The sequence below is a fragment of the Streptomyces sp. 3-6 genome (assembly GCF_056323165.1).
This window is the reverse complement of the sequence record NZ_JBWHZP010000014.1, coordinates 51,294-69,074: the sequence shown is the minus strand read 5'-3', so window position 1 is coordinate 69,074 and position 17,781 is coordinate 51,294. Positions and strand designations below refer to the sequence as shown.

General features: G+C 73.7%; 15 protein-coding genes. 7 read left to right on the top strand and 8 right to left on the bottom strand.

From position 1 onward, the window contains the following. Window positions 1-118 precede the first annotated feature (118 nt). The 4 genes from tilS (at window position 119) to folE (ending at window position 4,826) form a co-directional block, all read left to right on the top strand. Complete coding sequence (tilS, locus tag AC02VZ_RS18890; protein ID WP_476475918.1) at window positions 119-1,231, top strand: tRNA lysidine(34) synthetase TilS; 1,113 nt, start codon at window positions 119-121, stop codon at window positions 1,229-1,231. A 60-nt stretch (window positions 1,232-1,291) separates the two neighbouring features. Further along, window positions 1,292-1,852: a hypoxanthine phosphoribosyltransferase gene (gene hpt / locus AC02VZ_RS18885; RefSeq protein ID WP_164351310.1), complete on the top strand. Its 561-nt coding sequence runs from the start codon at window positions 1,292-1,294 to the stop codon at window positions 1,850-1,852. Between the two features lie 189 nt (window positions 1,853-2,041). Then, window positions 2,042-4,081, top strand: coding sequence for an ATP-dependent zinc metalloprotease FtsH (gene ftsH / locus AC02VZ_RS18880; RefSeq protein WP_432054485.1), 2,040 nt, complete (start codon window positions 2,042-2,044; stop codon window positions 4,079-4,081). 139 nt (window positions 4,082-4,220) lie between these two features. Next, the gene (gene folE / locus AC02VZ_RS18875) at window positions 4,221-4,826 is read left to right on the top strand and encodes a GTP cyclohydrolase I FolE (RefSeq protein WP_432054484.1); all 606 of its coding nucleotides are present in this window, start codon (window positions 4,221-4,223) and stop codon (window positions 4,824-4,826) included. 232 nt (window positions 4,827-5,058) lie between these two features. On the opposite strand, the gene AC02VZ_RS18870 is transcribed toward folE, so the two are convergent. From AC02VZ_RS18870 to AC02VZ_RS18845, 6 genes are all read right to left on the bottom strand, one after another. After that, window positions 5,059-5,550 (bottom strand): DUF3180 domain-containing protein, encoded by a 492-nt coding sequence (locus tag AC02VZ_RS18870; protein WP_432054483.1) that lies wholly within the window; start codon window positions 5,548-5,550, stop codon window positions 5,059-5,061. A gap of 57 nt (window positions 5,551-5,607) precedes the next feature. Continuing rightward, complete coding sequence (folK, locus tag AC02VZ_RS18865) at window positions 5,608-6,219, bottom strand: 2-amino-4-hydroxy-6-hydroxymethyldihydropteridine diphosphokinase (RefSeq protein ID WP_432054482.1); 612 nt, start codon at window positions 6,217-6,219, stop codon at window positions 5,608-5,610. Then, window positions 6,216-6,575 (bottom strand): dihydroneopterin aldolase, encoded by a 360-nt coding sequence (gene folB, locus AC02VZ_RS18860; RefSeq protein WP_432054481.1) that lies wholly within the window; start codon window positions 6,573-6,575, stop codon window positions 6,216-6,218. The genes folK and folB overlap by 4 nt, the downstream gene beginning before the upstream one ends. A gap of 510 nt (window positions 6,576-7,085) precedes the next feature. Next, the gene (locus AC02VZ_RS18855) at window positions 7,086-7,598 is read right to left on the bottom strand and encodes a nuclear transport factor 2 family protein (protein ID WP_432054480.1); all 513 of its coding nucleotides are present in this window, start codon (window positions 7,596-7,598) and stop codon (window positions 7,086-7,088) included. Continuing rightward, window positions 7,595-8,503: a dihydropteroate synthase gene (gene folP / locus AC02VZ_RS18850; RefSeq protein ID WP_432054479.1), complete on the bottom strand. Its 909-nt coding sequence runs from the start codon at window positions 8,501-8,503 to the stop codon at window positions 7,595-7,597. The genes AC02VZ_RS18855 and folP overlap by 4 nt, the downstream gene beginning before the upstream one ends. A 206-nt stretch (window positions 8,504-8,709) precedes the next feature. After that, entirely contained in the window at window positions 8,710-10,560 is a 1,851-nt protein-coding gene (locus AC02VZ_RS18845) for a phosphatidylglycerol lysyltransferase domain-containing protein (protein WP_432054478.1), read from the bottom strand. Between the two features lie 479 nt (window positions 10,561-11,039). Between AC02VZ_RS18845 and AC02VZ_RS18840 the strand changes: the two genes are divergently transcribed. Together AC02VZ_RS18840 and AC02VZ_RS18835 are read left to right on the top strand one after the other, a co-directional pair. After that, a complete protein-coding gene (locus tag AC02VZ_RS18840) occupies window positions 11,040-12,167 on the top strand; it encodes an alpha/beta hydrolase (protein WP_432054477.1) in 1,128 nt (375 codons plus the stop codon). A 329-nt stretch (window positions 12,168-12,496) separates the two neighbouring features. Continuing rightward, window positions 12,497-14,056 (top strand): hypothetical protein, encoded by a 1,560-nt coding sequence (locus AC02VZ_RS18835; RefSeq protein ID WP_432054476.1) that lies wholly within the window; start codon window positions 12,497-12,499, stop codon window positions 14,054-14,056. A 350-nt stretch (window positions 14,057-14,406) separates the two neighbouring features. Here the strand turns inward: AC02VZ_RS18835 and AC02VZ_RS18830 are convergent, their stop codons facing one another. Both AC02VZ_RS18830 and AC02VZ_RS18825 read right to left on the bottom strand, forming a co-directional pair. Continuing rightward, window positions 14,407-15,759 carry a PH domain-containing protein gene (locus AC02VZ_RS18830; protein ID WP_432054475.1) on the bottom strand — a complete coding sequence of 451 codons (1,353 nt, stop codon included), beginning with the start codon at window positions 15,757-15,759 and terminating at the stop codon, window positions 14,407-14,409. Continuing rightward, complete coding sequence (locus AC02VZ_RS18825) at window positions 15,756-16,292, bottom strand: PH domain-containing protein (RefSeq protein WP_432054600.1); 537 nt, start codon at window positions 16,290-16,292, stop codon at window positions 15,756-15,758. The genes AC02VZ_RS18830 and AC02VZ_RS18825 overlap by 4 nt, the downstream gene beginning before the upstream one ends. 283 nt (window positions 16,293-16,575) lie before the next feature. Between AC02VZ_RS18825 and AC02VZ_RS18820 the strand changes: the two genes are divergently transcribed. After that, window positions 16,576-17,727, top strand: a complete 1,152-nt coding sequence (locus AC02VZ_RS18820) for an NADH-quinone oxidoreductase subunit D (RefSeq protein WP_432054474.1) — start codon at window positions 16,576-16,578, stop codon at window positions 17,725-17,727. Window positions 17,728-17,781 lie beyond the last annotated feature (54 nt).

Genomic DNA, 17,781 nt, shown 5'->3' with positions numbered 1-17,781 from the left:
CCGTCTGTCATGCGTAGGCGTGCAATGCTCGGGGAACGCCCCGGTTCTGTCACCATCTACACACTCTGAGTGACCGATCTCGGGGATCACCCCCGAACCTTCCTGAAGGGAACCGGACATGGGTCCCCATCCTGCGGTCGCGGCGATACGCCTGGCGGTCCGCCACGTCCTGAACGACATCCTCGCCGAACACGGCGCCTCCGGCCGGCCCGCGCCCGCGCCCGCCCCGGCCTCCTCGGCCGCCTCTTCCTCCTCGTCTTCCTCGTCCTCTTCTTCTGCCCCGGCGGCCTCGTCCGCCTCCGCGCCCCCGGCCTCGGACGCCCCCCTCGTCCTGGTGGCCTGCTCCGGCGGGGCCGACTCCATGGCCCTCGCCTCCGCCCTCGTCTTCGAAGCCCCCCGCCTCGGCGTCCGCGCCGGCGGCATCACCGTCGACCACGGCCTGCAGGACGGCTCCGACCGGCGCGCCGCCGAGGTCGTCCTGAGGATGCGCGAACTCGGCCTCGACCCCGCCGAGTCGGTCGCCGTGCGCGTCGGCCGCGACGGCGGACCCGAAGCCGCCGCCCGCGACGCGCGCTACGCCGCCCTCGACGCCGCCGCCGAACGGCACGGCGCCACCGCCGTCCTGCTCGGCCACACCCGCGACGACCAGGCCGAGACCGTCCTGCTGGGCCTCGCCCGGGGCTCCGGCATCCGCTCCCTGTCCGGTATGGCCGCGGTCTCGGGGGCCGACGGCCGCTACCGCCGCCCCTTCCTCCAGCTCGACCGGCAGACCGCCCGCCGGGCCTGCATGGTCCAGTCCCTGCCGGTCTGGGACGACCCGCACAACGCCGACCCCGCCTACACCCGCTCCCGGCTGCGCCACGAGGGCCTGCCCGCGCTGGAGAAGGCGCTCGGCAAGGGCGTCGTCGAGGCCCTCGCCCGGACGGCCCAGCTCTCCCGCGACGACGCCGACGCCCTCGACGCCTGGGCCTCCCGCGCCGAGGACGGCGTGCGCGACCCCGAGGGCCGCCTGGAGTGCGCCGGACTGCACGCCCTGCCGCCCGCCGTGCGCCGCCGCGTGCTGCGCCGGGCCGCGATCGAGGCGGGCGCGCCGGCCGGATCGCTGTTCGCGCGGCACATCGAGGAGGTCGACCGGCTCATCACCGGCTGGCGCGGCCAGGGAGCCATCAACCTCCCCGGCCGGGTCGTCGCCACCCGGCAGGGTGGCAGACTGGTGATTCGGCAAGGCTGAATCCCTCCCCCCGGCAGCGCCGCCGACGGTGAGAAGCAGCCGCTGGGACGACCGAAAGTGATGCGGGTGGACGCGAAAGACATGGGTGCCGACCTCGAGAAGGTGCTCCTCAGCAAGGAAGAGATCGACGCCAAGCTGACGGAACTGGCGGCGAAGATCGACGCGGAGTACGCGGGGAAGGACCTGCTGATCGTCGGCGTCCTCAAGGGCGCGGTCATGGTCATGGCCGACCTCGCCCGGGCGCTGTCCACCCCCGTCACCATGGACTGGATGGCCGTGTCCTCGTACGGGGCGGGCACCCAGTCCTCCGGCGTGGTGCGGATCCTGAAGGACCTGGACACCGACATCAAGGGCCGGCATGTCCTGATCGTCGAGGACATCATCGACTCCGGGCTGACGCTGTCCTGGCTGATCTCCAACCTCGGCTCGCGCGAGCCCGCCTCCCTCAAGGTGTGCACGCTGCTGCGCAAGCCCGAGGCCGCCAAGGTCGCCATCGACGTCGAATGGGTGGGATTCGACATCCCCAACGAATTCGTCGTCGGATACGGCCTCGACTATGCCGAGAAGTACCGCAACCTCCCGTTCGTCGGTACGCTCGCGCCCCACGTCTACGGCGGCTGAACCGCCCGGAGCGGGTTGCCGTACCGAAGATCGGGAACCCCGGCGGTGTCCGCGCCGTTGGAGCATGCGTAGACGCGTTTGTCAGCCGTCCCGCGCAGCTTCGGGGGACAATGCTGGGGTACCGTCCGAAGAACAGTCTTTATCAAACTCACTATGGCAGGAGGGACGGGGCGGCACCGCTCCGTATGGATGGACGTGAAGCGATACTTCCGTGGGCCGGTCATGTGGATCGTGCTGGCCGTCCTTGCCGTGGTCGTGTTGATGCAGGTCGTCGGTTCGTCCGGCGGCTACAAGACGGTGGACACGGGCCAGGTCGTCCAGGCGATCAACGAGAACAAGGTCGAACAGGTCAAGCTGACGACGGGCGACGAGCAGACCATCAAGGCCGAGCTCAAGGACGGCGTCGAGATCAAGGGCAGCTCGAAGATCCAGGCGAGCTACATCGGTGACCAGGGCGTCACCATCGCCAACACGCTGCAGGACAAGTTCCAGAACAAGCAGATCCCGAAGGGCTACACGGTCTCGCCGTCGAAGCAGAACCCCTTCGTCAGCATTCTGCTGTCGCTGCTGCCCTTCGTCCTCATCGTGGTCGTCTTCCTGTTCCTGATGAATCAGATGCAGGGCGGCGGCTCCCGCGTCATGAACTTCGGCAAGTCCAAGGCGAAGCTCATCACCAAGGACACCCCGAAGACGACGTTCTCCGACGTCGCGGGCTCCGAGGAGGCCGTGGAGGAGCTCCACGAGATCAAGGAGTTCCTGCAGGAACCGGCGAAGTTCCAGGCCGTCGGCGCCAAGATCCCCAAGGGCGTCCTGCTCTACGGTCCGCCCGGTACGGGCAAGACCCTGCTCGCGCGGGCCGTCGCGGGCGAGGCGGGCGTCCCCTTCTACTCGATCTCGGGTTCCGACTTCGTCGAGATGTTCGTCGGTGTCGGTGCCTCCCGGGTCCGTGACCTGTTCGAGCAGGCCAAGGCCAACGCCCCGGCGATCGTCTTCGTCGACGAGATCGACGCGGTCGGCCGCCACCGCGGCGCCGGCCTCGGCGGCGGGCACGACGAGCGCGAGCAGACCCTGAACCAGCTGCTCGTCGAGATGGACGGCTTCGACGTCAAGGGCGGCGTGATCCTCATCGCCGCCACGAACCGCCCGGACATCCTCGACCCGGCGCTGCTGCGCCCCGGCCGTTTCGACCGGCAGATCGCGGTCGACCGCCCGGACATGCAGGGCCGTCTGGAGATCCTCAAGGTCCACCAGAAGGGCAAGCCGGTCGCCCCGGACGTCGACCTGTCGGCCGTCGCCCGCCGGACCCCCGGCATGACCGGCGCCGACCTGGCGAACGTGCTCAACGAGGCGGCGCTGCTGACCGCCCGCAGCGATCAGAAGCTGATCGACAACCACATGCTGGACGAGGCGATCGACCGGGTGGTCGCGGGCCCGCAGAAGCGGACCCGGATCATGTCGGACAAGGAGAAGAAGATCACCGCGTACCACGAGGGTGGACACGCCCTGGTCGCGGCGGCCTCACCCAACTCCGATCCGGTCCACAAGATCACCATCCTCTCCAGAGGCCGGGCCCTGGGCTACACGATGGTGCTGCCGGACGAGGACAAGTACTCCACCACGCGCAACGAGATGCTGGACCAGCTGGCGTACATGCTGGGCGGCCGCGCGGCCGAGGAGCTGGTCTTCCACGACCCGACCACGGGTGCCGCCAACGACATCGAGAAGGCCACCGGTCTGGCCCGCGCGATGGTCACGCAGTACGGCATGACCGAGCGCCTGGGTGCGATCAAGTTCGGCGGCGACAACACCGAGCCCTTCCTCGGCCGTGAGATGAATCACCAGCGCGACTACTCGGAAGAGGTCGCCGCGCTGGTCGACGAAGAGGTCAAGAAGCTCATCGAGGCCGCGCACAACGAGGCCTGGGAGATCCTGGTCGAGAACCGCGACGTCCTCGACAATCTGGTGCTGGCCCTGCTGGAGCGGGAGACGCTGGGCAAGGAGGAGATCGCCGAGATCTTCGCCCCCATCGTCAAGCGCCCGCCCCGGCCCGCCTGGACCGGTTCCTCCCGTCGTACGCCGTCCACCCGTCCGCCGGTCCTCTCCCCCAAGGAGCTGGCCCTGACGAACGGGGCGAACGGCGCCACGCCGGCCATCTCCACGGCCAAGAGCACCGTGGCGGAGCCCGCCCCGGCGACGGAGCGGACCCCCGAGGAACGCCCCGAGAGCTGACCCGCTCCCCGGCGGCTCCCGCCGGGCCCGGAATGGATGCCGCGCCCCCCAGGTTCTAGCCTGGGGGGCGCGGTGTTGTGCGTACCCGCAGTTGAGACGCGTGCCCGGCGCGCGTGCAAGCACAGGAACGAGGCACTCCATGACCGACCCCGTGACGCTGGGCCCCGAGTCCCCGATCGGCGAGTTCGACGAGAAGCGAGCCGAGAACGCGATCCGCGAGCTGTTGATCGCGGTCGGCGAGGACCCCGACCGGGAGGGGCTGCGGGAGACCCCGGCACGGGTGGCGCGGTCCTACAAAGAGATATTCGCGGGGCTGCGGCAGAAGCCCGAGGACGTGCTGACGACCACCTTCGACCTCGGTCACGACGAGATGGTGCTGGTCAAGGACATCGAGGTGCTCAGCAGCTGCGAACACCATCTGGTGCCGTTCGTCGGAGTCGCCCACGTCGGGTACATCCCGTCGGCCGACGGCAAGATCACGGGCCTGTCGAAGCTGGCTCGTCTGGTGGACGTCTACGCGCGGCGCCCGCAGGTGCAGGAACGACTCACCACCCAGGTCGCCGATTCCCTGATGGAGATCCTGGAGCCGCGTGGAGTGATCGTCGTCGTCGAGTGCGAGCACATGTGCATGTCGATGCGGGGAGTGCGGAAGCCGGGGGCGAAGACCATCACCTCGGCCGTGCGGGGGCAACTGCGTGATCCCGCCACCCGCAACGAGGCGATGAGCCTGATCATGGCGCGCTGAGGAAGGCCCGGACGGGCCGGGCGCGGCGCACGCGCTGCCGGTGGGTGAGGTCCGGGCGTCCTGGCCGGCTCTGACCTCGCCAGGGCGCCCACGCGGCACCACCGGGCAGCGCGCGGAGCGTGGGACCGGCCCGTCCCGTTGCGTTCTGTGACACCGGTGCGGGCCGCGCCGTCGGGTGGTGCATGGTCCGGCGCGGGGTGCCCGGTGGCCCTGGGGCCGCTGCGACGAGGGGTCAGGCGGCCGGGGCGGCTCCCGGGCCGCCGTTGTCCTCGTCGTCCTCCGGCAGCTTGCAGACGCGCTCCAGGAAGAGGGCGGCCGCTATCACGCCGATGCCCGCCAGGACCGAGGCCCCGGCGTAGATGGCCTGGTCCCGGCGGGCCGGGACGTCGAGGTACTCCAGCAGGAAGACGCCCGTCCCCCCGTACATCCCCGCGACGAGCGCGGCGACCAGGGCGCTGGCCTGGCCGAACACCACGGCCCGGGCCGCCATCATCGGGTCGACGCCCTTGGCGTCGGGACGGCGCTCGCGCTGGGCGATCAGGCGGGACCGGAGGGAGAGCGCCGTGGCCGCGAGGACCACGGCGATCAGGGCCAGGACGATGGGGGCGGCTACCGGCACGCTCGGCAGGGTCCCGAAGGAGTTCCACAGGCGGGCGCCCGCCCAGGACAGGATGCCGGCGACGACGAACACGCCGGCCAGCACCCTGATGCGCAGCTCTCTCACGGTGTCCCTTCGATCTGCCCGGTGGTGCCCCGGAACGGGTCCTGTCGACCTTAACGGCTACTCGGGCAGCCGGAGTTCCAGGTCCGTGCGCGGTGTCACGCCCTCGCGGGTCACCGCGTCGAGCAGGGCCGTCACCGGGCCGCGCCCGGGAAGCTCCGCGTGGGGGTCGACGTCGTGCCAGGGGGCGAGGACGAAGGCGCGCTCGTGGGCCCGCGGGTGGGGCAGGGTGAGCACCGGGTCGTCGGAGAGCCGGTCCGCGTAGGCGACGATGTCGACGTCCAGGGTGCGCGGGCCCCAGCGCTCGTCGCGGACCCGGTGGAAGGCCTCCTCGACGGCGTGCGCCCGCTCCAGCAGCGAGGACGGCGGCAGCGTGGTCCGCAGGACGACGACCGCGTTGAAGTAGGCGGGCTGGCTGCCCGGCTCGACGCCCCACGGCTGCGTCTCGTACACGGGGGAGACGGCCTTGACCCGGATGCCGGGGGTGTCCTCCAGCGCGTCGACGGCGCCCTGGAGGGTCTCCAGGCGGTTGCCCAGGTTGGCGCCGAGGGACACCACGGCCTGCTTCGGGTTCTGCAGGGTGGTGTCGGCGGCGTCGACCCGTTCGACCACGGAGGCCGGGACGGGCTGGACGGTCGGGTCGGTGTGGCCGGTGCTGGACGGCCTGGTCATGCGCGGCTCCGGTTGATGGTGACGGTCACGTCGTCGAAGGGCACGGTGATCGGCGCCTCCGGCTTGTGGACGCAGACATCGACCTCCCGTACCACCTCGTGCTTCAGGCAGACCTGGGCGATCCGCTCGGCGAGGGTCTCGACGAGGTCGACGGGCTCGCCCCGGACGACGGCCACGACCTCCTCCGCCACGACGCCGTAGTGCACGGTCTTCGTCAGGTCGTCGTCGGCCGCGGCCGGCCGGGTGTCCAGCCCGAGGACGAGGTCCACGACGAAGGTCTGGCCCTGCTCGCGTTCCTCGGGGAACACACCGTGGTGCCCACGGGCCCTCAGGCCGCGCAGCGCGACACGATCCACGCGAATCACTCCTGCAGTCGTCGGTCCGGCCGGTGGTGTCGCGTGCGGACGGCACGCCGGCCTCGGTCGAATCTACCCGCGGGGCCGGGCCGGCCCCGGCTGCCGGGGGGCGCTCCCCGCCGGGTGCGGGGAGGGCTCACCCGGCGTTTGCCCAGCGGAGGGCCCGGCCTCACCGGGCCGCGGGCCGTCGGCGTCGCGCCGTCGTGATTCCCGCCACGTGTCCGGCCGTGCGGGTGTCCTGCCTGTGCCTGTGCCTGTGCCTGTGCCTGTGCCTGTGCTCGTGCCCTGCCTGTGCTTGTGCCTGTGCTCGTGCCCTGCCGTGCTCGCCGGGTGTCCGGTCGGAGCGGCGCGGCGCGCCCCGGCCGTCGGGCATCGGCCCGTTCGGGCGGGGCGTCGGACGGTCGGCGCGGGGCGCGTCGGACCTTCACGCCGGGTGTCGGCCCGTTCACGCAGCCCGTCGAACGGTCGGCGCGGGGCCGTCGGCCTGTTCACGCCGGGGCGTCGGCCCGTTCACGCGGGGGTGTCGTCGCCCTCGCCCTCGTCGTCGTCCTCGGCCTCGGCGAGCACCGGGGAGGCGTGGTGCGCCCAGAGCTTCCAGCCGGCCGGGGTGCGCCGGAAGACGTTCGAGGCGACGACGAGCTGGCCGACGAGCGGGCCCAGCTCCTCCCCGGCGGCGGGGGCCGGACCGCCGCTGAGGATGTTCTCGGTACAGGTCACCACGGCGGTGTCGCCGGTGACGGAGACGTGCACGTCGGTGAGGAAGAACTGGATGTAGTCGGTGTTCGCCATGATCAGGGCGTAGGAGCGCAGGACCTCGGCGCGTCCGGTGAGCACCGGCCAGCCGGGGTGCACGCAGGAGACGACGCCGCTGTCGGCGGGGTCGTGGTAGCTCTCGTCGACGCCGAGGTCGGCCGGGGTGAGCCAGAGCGAGGCCACCGCTTCGAAGTCGCCCCGTTCGACCGCCTCGTAATAGGCGGTGTTGGCGGCCTCCACCTGCTCGACGTCGGTGTGGGGTGCGCTCACCGGGTGCCTTCTGCGCCGTGCGCGCCGGCCGGGGCGGCGTCGGGGGTGTGCGCCCGGGCGACGGCGTGGGCGACGCGCACGGCGTCGGCGGTGGCGCGCACCTCGTGGACCCGGACCGCCCAGGCGCCGGCCTGCGCGGCGAGGGCGGAGACGGCGGCGGTGGCCGCGTCCCGCTCCCGGGCGGGCGGTGGCGCGCCGTCGGGTCCGGCGAGGATGTGGCCGAGGAACCGCTTGCGGGACGCGGCGACGAGCAGCGGGTGCCCGAGGGCGAGGACGCGGTCCAGGCGGGCCAGCAGGGCCAGGTCGTGGTCGGCGCCCTTGGAGAAGCCGAGGCCCGGGTCGACGATCACGCGGTCGGCGGCGATGCCGCCCTCCAGGACGGCCGCGACGCGCGCCCGCAGTTCGTCGACGACCTCGGTGACCACGTCGTCGTAGGTGCCCCGCACGTTGGCGCCCTCCAGCAGGCCGCGCCAGTGCATGACGACGAAGGGGGCGCCGGAGTCGGCGACCACCGGGATCATGGCGGGGTCGGCGAGGCCGCCGCTGACGTCGTTGACGAGGGCGGCTCCGGCGGCGAGGGACCGCTCGGCGACGGAGGCGCGCATGGTGTCGACGGAGACCGTGACGCCCTCCGAGGCGAGGCCGCGGACCACGGGGATGACCCGGCGCAGTTCCTCGGTCTCGTCGACCCGGGTGGCGCCGGGGCGGGTGGACTCGCCGCCGACGTCGATGAGGTCGGCACCCTGGGCGACCAGGTCGAGGCCGTGCTTGACGGCGGTGCTCGTGTCGAACCAGCGGCCGCCGTCGGAGAAGGAGTCGGGCGTCACGTTGACGACTCCCATGACCGCACAGCGGTCCCAGTGTGGAAGTCCCGCGACGTGAGGGCGTCCGCTGCGATTGCTCATATGGTCAGCGTAGGCCCAGGGCGGGGGCTCGGGAGAGCGCGGGGAGGGTGTGGCCCGGGCGGAAACCGTGCGGCGGGGCGGCTTCCGCCCGGGCCCGGACCGGGCGCGCGGCGGGGAGCGGTGCGCGCCCGGGCGGGGCGGCGGCGGGCGGGTGCGGTGGCGGGCCGGGGTGCCGCCCCGGGGCGGGGGACGGGACCGTCGGCCGGTCAGGCGGCGCGGACGGCGGTGTCCGCGGTGGCCGGGGTGTGCTCGGGGGTCCGGTGGACGCAGGGGAGCGGGGCGGGTCTGCGGCGGCGCACGGCGCGCGGCAGGGGCAGCGACAGGTCGAGGAAACCTTCCGCCTGGAGGGCGGCGACGCCGATGCGGGGCAGGTCGCCCGGGGCCCGGTACACCACGAACCGGGGTTCCCAGCGGGGCCGGAACTTGGCGTTGAACTTGTACAGGGACTCGATCTGGAACCAGCGGGAGAGGAAGATCAGCAGCCCCCGCCAGGCGCGCAGCACCGGGCCCGCGCCGATCCGCTCGCCCCGGGCCAGGGCGGCCCGGAACATCGCGAAGTTGAGGGAGACGCGCGTGATGCCGAGGGCCGGCGCGGCCTGGAGCGCGGCCACGATCAGCATCTCGTTCATGCCGGGGTCGGCCGAGCGGTCCCGGCGCATCAGGTCGAGGGAGACGCCGTCGGCGCCCCAAGGCACGAAGTGCAGGACCGCTTTGAGGTCGCCGTGTCCGCCCGGTGAGCCGGCGCCGCCGCCGGCGTCGTCGTCCGCCTTGTGCGCGGTGGCGACCAGGCAGTCGCCGTCCGCCGGGTCGCCGACCCGGCCGAGGGCCATGGAGAAGCCGCGCTCGGTGTCGGTGCCGCGCCAGGCGTCGGCGGCGCGGCGGATGCGGTCCAGCTCGGCGTCCCCGAGGTCACCCACGCGCCGGACCCGGGTCTCGTAACCGGCGCGCTCGATGCGCTTGACCATCTGGCGCACGTTGCGCATCGCGCGGCCGGCCAGGGAGAAATCCTTGACGTCCACCACCGCCTCGTCGCCGAGTTCGAGGGCGTCGAGGCCGGTCTCCCGGGTCCAGACGTGGCCGCCGGTCTCCGAGCAGCCCATGACGGCGGGCGTCCAGGAGTGGGCCCTCGCCTCGTCCATGAAGCGCTCGATCGCGCCGGGCCACGCCTCCACGTCACCGATCGGGTCGCCGCTGGCGAGCATCACCCCGCACACCACGCGATAGGTGACCGCCGCCTTGCCGCTCGGGGAGAAGACCACGGCCTTGTCGCGGCGCAGCGCGAAGTGGCCGAGGGAGTCGCGCCCGCCGTGCCGGGCGAGCAGGGCGCGCAGCCGTTCCTCGTCGTCCTCGGTGAGGCGGGCGGCCGGACGCTCGGGACGGAAGGCGAGGTGGAGCGTGGTGACGGCGGTGAGCAGGCCGAGGGCGCCGAGGGAGAAGGCGACCGTCCAGGACGTGTCGCCCCGGTAGTCGAGGGGGCCCTCGAAGCCGAACAGGCCGTACACGACGTGGGTGAGGCGGTCGGCGAGACTCGGGTCGCCGACCAGCAGGCGGGGGTGGGCGTTGACGACGACCAGGCCCAGCAGCAGCGAACCGGTGCCCATCAGCACGAAGTTGGCGAGCGCCCGCCATCTGCTGCGCGGGTCGGGCAGCGCGGCGAACTGGGCGCGGTGGCGCAGCAGGACCGCGAGCAGCGCGAGGGAGAGGACGACGCCCAGGACGGAGTGGCGGTAGGCGAACTGCGCGACCGCGCCGGCCGGCAGCAGGGCGACGGCGGCGCGCCAGGCGCGGCGCTTGCCCCGCTTGAGCCCGTGGGCGAGCAGCAGCAACAGCACGCCCACGCTGAGGGCGAGCGCGGCGGCGAACGGGCCGAGGGCGCCCGGCAGCACCTCCGCGAGGGCGTGCATGCGGCTGTGCCGGAAGCGGGGGAAGACGCCCGCCGCGACGTCCAGGAGGCCGACCAGGGCGCACGCGCGGCCGACCAGGAGGGGAACGGCCTCCGGGCGCGGCCCCCGCAGCAGGCGGCGCGCGGTGCCCGCCGTCCGCCGCACGGCGCCCACGAGGCGCGTGCGGCGCGGCGACCGGGCCGGGCCGGCGGGACCCGCCCCGGGCTCCTGGGTTGTACGGTCCGCCCGGGGATCCTGGGCCGTACGGTCCGCCCGGGGACCCGGGTCCGCACGGCGGTTCGTGCCCGGCTCCTGGCCCGGACGGCGGTTCGTACCGGGCTCCTGGTCCGCACGGTGGTCCGTACCGTCCCCGCGGCCCCCGGGGCGCGGAACCTCGCCCGACATTTCCTCATCTGTCCTGACAGACATCGCATCCCGTGGTTCTGCGAGAGACTCTGGATCCGGTCCCGATTCGGGCATCCGGCGACATTGCGCCCTCTAGGACGGTGTCTCGGGCGGGGAGGTTCACTCCGGGTCCACTCCGCCCGCACGAACCGCTTCCCCGGCCGACGACCGGTCGGCGCCGCCCTCCTGACGCACGGTGGGGGACGGCTGCCGGCGGTCCCGGCCACGAGTGCAGGCAGGTGTCCCCGATGGGTCTGACGAGCGACAAGGTGCTGTGGGCGGCGGTGTCGGTCGCCGTCCTGCTGTTCGTCGGCACCGTCCGGCTGTGGCCGCGGCTGGCCCGGCGCGGCCCGTGGGCGGTGTGCGGACGGGTGGGCCTACTGCTCGCCGTGCAGCTGGCCCTGTTCGCCGCGGCCGGCCTCGCGGCGAACCGGTCCTTCGGCTTCTACGCGAGCTGGGACGACCTGTTCGGCCGGGAGAAGGACCAGGGCGTCGTCGTCGACCACGCGACGGGCGGGGGAGCGGGCGGCGCCCCGCTGGAGGTCGTCGGCAGCGAGCGCCTGGCCGGTGCGCCCGGGGCCCGTGCGGCCGGCGGAACCGTCGAGGAGGTGCGGGTGGTGGGCCGGACCAGCCGCATCGCCTCACCCGCGTACGTGTATCTGCCCCCGGAGTACCACCGGCCCGAGTACCGCACCCACCGGTTCCGCGCGGCGGTGGTGCTCACCGGCTATCCGGGCACCGCGCGGGCGCTGGTGGACAAGCTGCACTATCCGCGCACCGCACGGGACCTGGCCGCCCGGGGCCGGATGGAGCCGATGATCCTGGTCATGCTGCGGCCCACGGTGGCGCCGCCCCGGGACACCGAGTGCGTGGACGTCCCGGACGGGCCGCGGACCGAGACGTTCTTCGCCCGGGACCTGCCCGAGGCCGTCGGCGCGCACTACCGGGTGACCGGCGGCCGGGGCGCCTGGGGCGTGGTCGGCAACTCCACGGGCGGCTACTGCGCCCTCAAACTCGCCCTGCACCACCCGGAGGTGTTCGGTGCCGGGGCGGGGCTGTCGGCGTACTACGAGGCGCCCGTCGACGCCACGACGGGGGACCTCTTCCACGGCGACGTGGAGCGCGAGAACCACGCGAACCTGTGGTGGTACCTCCGGCACGGGCCGGCCGCCGACACGTCGCTGCTCGTCTCCAGCAGCGAGTCGGGCGAGTCCAACTACCGGGACACGCTCCGCTTCGTCGAGCGGGTGAAGGACACCCGCCGGACGCGTGTCTCCTCGATCATCCTGGAAAGCGGCGGACACAACTTCAACACCTGGCGGCGGGAGATTCCGCCGACCCTGGAGTGGATGAGCGGGCGCTTGGCCGCCCGGTGAGCGGGCGCGCGCTCCGTGCGCGGCAAGAGGCCCCTTGGCGAAGGCCTCGTAAATCGGGCCGGCGGCGCGCGGTAAAGGGGCGGACGAACACCGCGCCGGCCCGGAAACGCGCGCCGCCCGTGGTCCGTCCGCCCCGGAAGGGCGCGGGAAGCGGGGCCGGAGAGGGGGCCGCCGGGGTGGTCCGGGGGAACGATCTCGGGGCGAATTCCGGGAGTTGTGCCCATTCACGGCCGGCCCGAGTTCTCCGACGCCCTGTGAAACCCTTGTCATCGCTTTGTTTTTACGGGGCGGGGGCCCATCATTCCCCTACGCGCGGTAAGTTTCTGGCCATGCCACGTGGACGTCACCGCCATTCACCGCCCTTGCACAGGCTGCTGCCCCCGTCGGCGATCGCAGGCGTTTCGCTCGTCTGCGCCCTGGGGCCATGGGTGTTCACGCAACCGACCGCACTGCGCCTGCTGGCCGCGGTCGCGGCGGCGACGGCGATCGCCGGTGCGGTCGTCATGAGGCGCTGGGACGCCCAGGCGGGCAAGCGCGTCGCCGAGCTGACGCGCGCGCGGGCGAGCGACGAGTGGCGCTACGAGGAACGGACCGCCGAACTGGAGTCCGACCTGGAGGAGTCGCGCGAGCTGCGCGTCAAGCTGGAGCAGCGGCTGCGGGCCAAGCGCGCGGAGCTGGCCGGCCTGCGCAACGAGCACGCGGCCCTGCTGCGCCGCTACGCGGCGGCGGAGGCGGACCGGGCGAGTGTCCTGGAGGACCGCCGGGTCCTGGAGATCGAGGCCGCGGTGCCCGCCCGGGCGCTGCCCGCGGGCGCGTCGCAGGCGGCCGGCCCCGAGGGCGCCGAGCAGACCGGAACGGCCGGGGCGCCGGAGGCGGCGGACGCCGGGGCGCCCACGCAGACCGTGCCCGGTCCGCGGGCCGGGGACGACGCCCGGGTGGCCGAGGAGGCCACCGCGTCCCCGCTGTTCTCCCCGGAGGGCTCCCGGCTGTTCCTGCGCGCCGGGGCGGCTCTGGCGCGCTTCGAGAAGGAGCGAGCGGCAGCGGTCACGGACGCCGACACGGACGCCGAGCCCGGGACGGACGCAGAGAAGACGGGCGTGGACAACACGGTCGCCGAGGGAGCGGGCACCGAGCCGGACGCCGTCGCGGACGGTGACACGCACGGCCCGCTCGGCGCCGGGGCGGAGGACACCTCCGCCGGCGGTACGGCCGAGCAGCCCGGTGACACGCACCCCGACGCGCACGCCGGGGAGAAGCCCGGACGGGCCGCCACGGCGGCCGAGGGAGCGCCGGGCCCCGCGCAGGGCGGGCAGGCCGGGCCGGGCGGAGTGACGCCCCGCACGCTCCGGACAGGGCTCACGGGGAACGGTTTCCGCAAGCGGGGCGGCTCCCCCCGGGACGACGGCCCCGAAGGCGCCGCGCGGCCCAGGCCCCAGGAACCGCGGGAGGACGACGCGGAGGGGAAGCCCGTGGCGGCCGCCGAGCACGACCGGGCGACCGCCGCCCCCACCCCGCCGACCGGTCCCGCCGACTCCCCGGCCCCGTCCGGATCCCCGTCCGCGCGGCAGCCCTCGGGGCACTTCACGGTGCCCACGGCGGTCGCGGTCGTCCCTCCGACGGTGCCGGTCCGGCGCCCGGTCTCCGGGGACGGGTTCGACTTCTTCGGCACCAAGAAGGGCGCGGAGGAAACCGCCCTGGAGGACGTGCAGAACGAGGACCTGGCCGACGTCGTCGGGCCGGAGGCGCTCGCGCTGCACAAGGCGGAGGCGGAAGCCGGATTCAAAGCGGCCGGCGACGAGGCCCGCGCCGTCGGACAGGTCATCGACTTGACGGAGCACGACGAGACGGAGCACATCGACGTCGAGGGCCTGCGCAGCGCGGTGTCCTGACCGGCGGCAGACGCGCCGCGTCACGTCGTCACCGGACGTCCCGGACATCGCACGTCGCCCATCGCGACGCAGGACGGAAAGGGTCCCGCACACCACGGTGTGCGGGACCCTTCCTCATGTCCGCGTCGGCTTCCTGGCGGGCGACGATCCGTGTCCGCGACGCCCCCCGTCCGTGACCGCCACTCGCGCGAGACGGCCCTCTGCCTGCGACGGCCTCGGGCTCGTCACGTCCTCAGGTCCGGGACGTCGTCACAGCCTCAGGTCCGGGACGGCTTCGGGTCCGTGACCACCTCGTGGCCGCGTCGGCCCCCGCCGTCGGCAGGGAGGGCGGCAGGGGGCCGTCACGGATGTCACCGCTCCTGCGCGGCCCCGGCCATCCAGCGGTCCGGGCGGGCGTCGCGGCGGCCCGTGCGGGAGCGTTCGGCCTGCGCCCGCAGCAGCGCGGCAGCCTCGTCGGCGTCCCGCAGGCGCGCCGGCACCGACCTGTTCGCCCCGTTGTCCACATGGACGTCGGCGACACCGTGCACGCGCTGCCACGGGCCCTGGACCAGCCGCACGCTCTGCACCTTCGCGTGCGGCACCAGGGCGGTGCTGCGCCGCAGCAGGCCGCGGCGGGCCACGAACACCGTGTCGGTCACGGCGAGTCCGTGGCCGCGCCACCACACCGGCAGGCACCACCGGGCGCGGCGCGGCGGCCGGGACAGCGCCGACGGCGGCGGCACCCGCACGCCGGGCAGCACGCGGGCGACGACCGACTCGGCCAGCTCGCGCGGCGCGACCGGCAGCAGCAGGGAGTTGGAGGAGCCGGCCACGTCGAGCTCGACCCGGACCCAGCCCCGCCGCCGCCACAGCAGGGGTTCCACGATCCGTACGGTCTGCACCCGCCCCGGCGGCACCGTCTCGTGGGCCCGGTCCAGCAGACCGTGGTCGATGCGCAGCCCGTCGGGCGACTCGCCCAGCGTCCAGTCGTACTCGGTGACGAACCGGCCGACGCTGCTCGCGCCCGCCGCGCCGAACAGCGGCAGGGCGGCGGCGAGGACCGTCCACAGGCTGTGGGTGGCCATCCACAGCAGGGGCACCACGACCACGGCGGCGATCAGCCAGCCCCAGGTCGCGCCGGTCAGCAGCAGGGAGACGGCGAGCACGCCCGGCGGCACCCGCAGCAGCTGCCGGGACGGTGCCTCACCGACCTCGTGCGCGGTCTCCGGGGCGAAACCGGCCGCGCGGGCGAGCAGTTCGGCGCGCAGGGCGCGGGCCTGACCGGCGCCCAGGAAGGCGAGTTCGTCCTTCTCGTCGGTGCCGATGACGTCCAGTTTCAGTTTCGCCACGCCGACCACGCGGGCGAGCAGCGGCTGGGTGACGTCGATGGCCTGGACCCGCTCCAGCCGGATGTGCGCGGTGCGGCGGAACAGCAGCCCGGTGCGGATGCGCAACTCGCTGTCGGTCACCGCGAAGTGGGTGAACCACCAGCTCAGGAAGCCGTAGAGGGCGGCGGCCGGCAGCAGCACGGCGAGGCCGACGAGCAGGGTGCCGGTGGTCAGCCGGGTGAGCTGGCGCTGTGCCTGGTCGGGGTCGTGCACCGCCCAGCCGATGAGCACGGCGACGGGTGCCCAGGCCCGCCGGAGCGGCGTGACGGGGTGCAGCCGCCGCTCGATCACCGGGCGCCGTCCGGTCACGTCCCGCTGGACGTCGGGGGCGGTCACAGTCCCGCCGATCGTGCCTCGCCCAGCTCGGTGAGCCGGTCGCGCAGCCGCTCCGCCTCGGCCGGGTCGAGGCCGGGGATGGTCGCGTCGGTGGCCGCCGCGGCGGTGTGGAGCTGCACGCTGGCGAGGCCGAAGTGCCGTTCCAGCGGGCCGGAGGTGACCTCGACGAGTTGCATCCGGCCGTAGGGCACGACCGTCTCCTGCCGCCACAGGACACCCCGGCTGATCAGCAGGTCGTCGGAGCGCTCGGCGTACCGCCAGGAACGCCAGTTGCGCTTCAGCATCACCCACCCCCACACCAGCAGGGCCAGTGGCAGCACCGCGAAGGCGGCCCAGCCGGGGCCGGCCAGCAGGCCCGGGACGAGCCCGGTGGCCAGGGTCAGCAGCCCCAGCCACACCACCAGCAACAGCCGCCGCACCCGGAGCAGTCCGGGCGGCAGCGCGATCCACTCGGCGTCGACCGTGGTCCCTGCCTCGGCGCCGGTCCCGGTTCCGGTCCCGGCCTCCGTCGCTGCCTCGCCATCGGGGCCGATCGCGTGCGCCGCGCCCGCGTCGGCCGCAGCCGTAGCGGCGCCAGGCGTACCGGCGTCGGCCGTACCGGAACCAGCCGTGCCGGCCGCAGCGGCCCCGGTGGCCGGGGCCGCCGCGTGCGCCCCGGTGCCGCCCGGGCCGTCGGTGCGGTCGGTGGGCTCGGTGCCGTCCGTGCCGTGGGCGTCCGCGGTCACCGCGTGCGCGTCCGCCGTCGTACCCGTCGTCCCCCGATCGTGGGGGCTCCCCGTCTCCATGCAGCCAGCGTACGTAGGGGAGACTGGGACCATGACGCCCACCACGGAGACCATGGTCGGTATCGGCGGCGCCGCGGAGAGCACCGACATGGTGCTGAACATCGGGCCCCAGCACCCGTCGACGCACGGTGTGCTGCGTCTGCGGCTGGTCCTGGACGGTGAACTCATCTCCTGTGCCGAGCCGGTGATCGGTTACATGCACCGGGGTGCGGAGAAGCTGTTCGAGGCGCGGGACTACCGTCAGATCATCGTGCTCGCCAACCGCCACGACTGGCTGTCGGCGTTCTCCAACGAGCTGGGCGTGGTGCTCGCCGTCGAGCGCATGCTGGGCATGGAGGTCCCCGAGCGCGCGGTGTGGCTGCGCACGCTGCTGGCCGAGCTGAACCGGGTGCTCAACCACCTGATGTTCCTCGGCTCCTACCCGCTGGAGCTCGGCGGCATCACGCCGATCTTCTACGCGTTCCGGGAGCGGGAGGAGCTCCAGCACGTCATGGAGGAGGTCTCCGGCGGGCGGATGCACTACATGTTCAACCGGGTGGGCGGCCTCAAGGAGGACCTGCCGGCCGGCTGGACCACGCGCGCGCGGGCTGCCGTCGCCGACGTGCGCTCGCGCATGGGCCGCTTCGACGACCTGGTCCTCGGCAACGAGATCTTCCGGGGCCGCACCCGCGACGTGGGCGTGCTGTCGCCCGAGGCCGTGCACGCCTACGGGGTGAGCGGGCCGATCGCCCGCGCCTCCGGCGTCGACTTCGACCTGCGCCGCGACGAGCCCTACCTCGCCTACGGCGACCTGGGCGACGTCCTGAAGGTGGTGACGCGCGAGGAGGGCGACTGCCTGGCCCGCTTCGAGTGCCTCCTGGAGCAGACCTACAACGCCCTCGACCTCGCCGACGCCTGCCTCGACCGGCTGGCGGAGCTCCCGCCGGGGCCGGTGAACCAGCGGCTCCCCAAGGTCCTGAAGGCGCCCGAGGGACACACCTACGCCTGGACCGAGAACCCGCTCGGCATCAACGGCTACTACCTGGTCAGCAAGGGGGAGAAGACGCCGTACCGGCTGAAGCTGCGCTCGGCGTCGTACAACAACATCCAGGCGCTCACCGAGCTGCTGCCGGGCACCCTCGTCTCGGACATGGTGGCGATCCTGGGGTCGATGTTCTTCGTGGTGGGGGACATCGACAAGTAGCCGCCCGCGTCCCCCGCCCCTCTCCGTGAGCGAGCGGGCCGGAGGCGTCCGGGC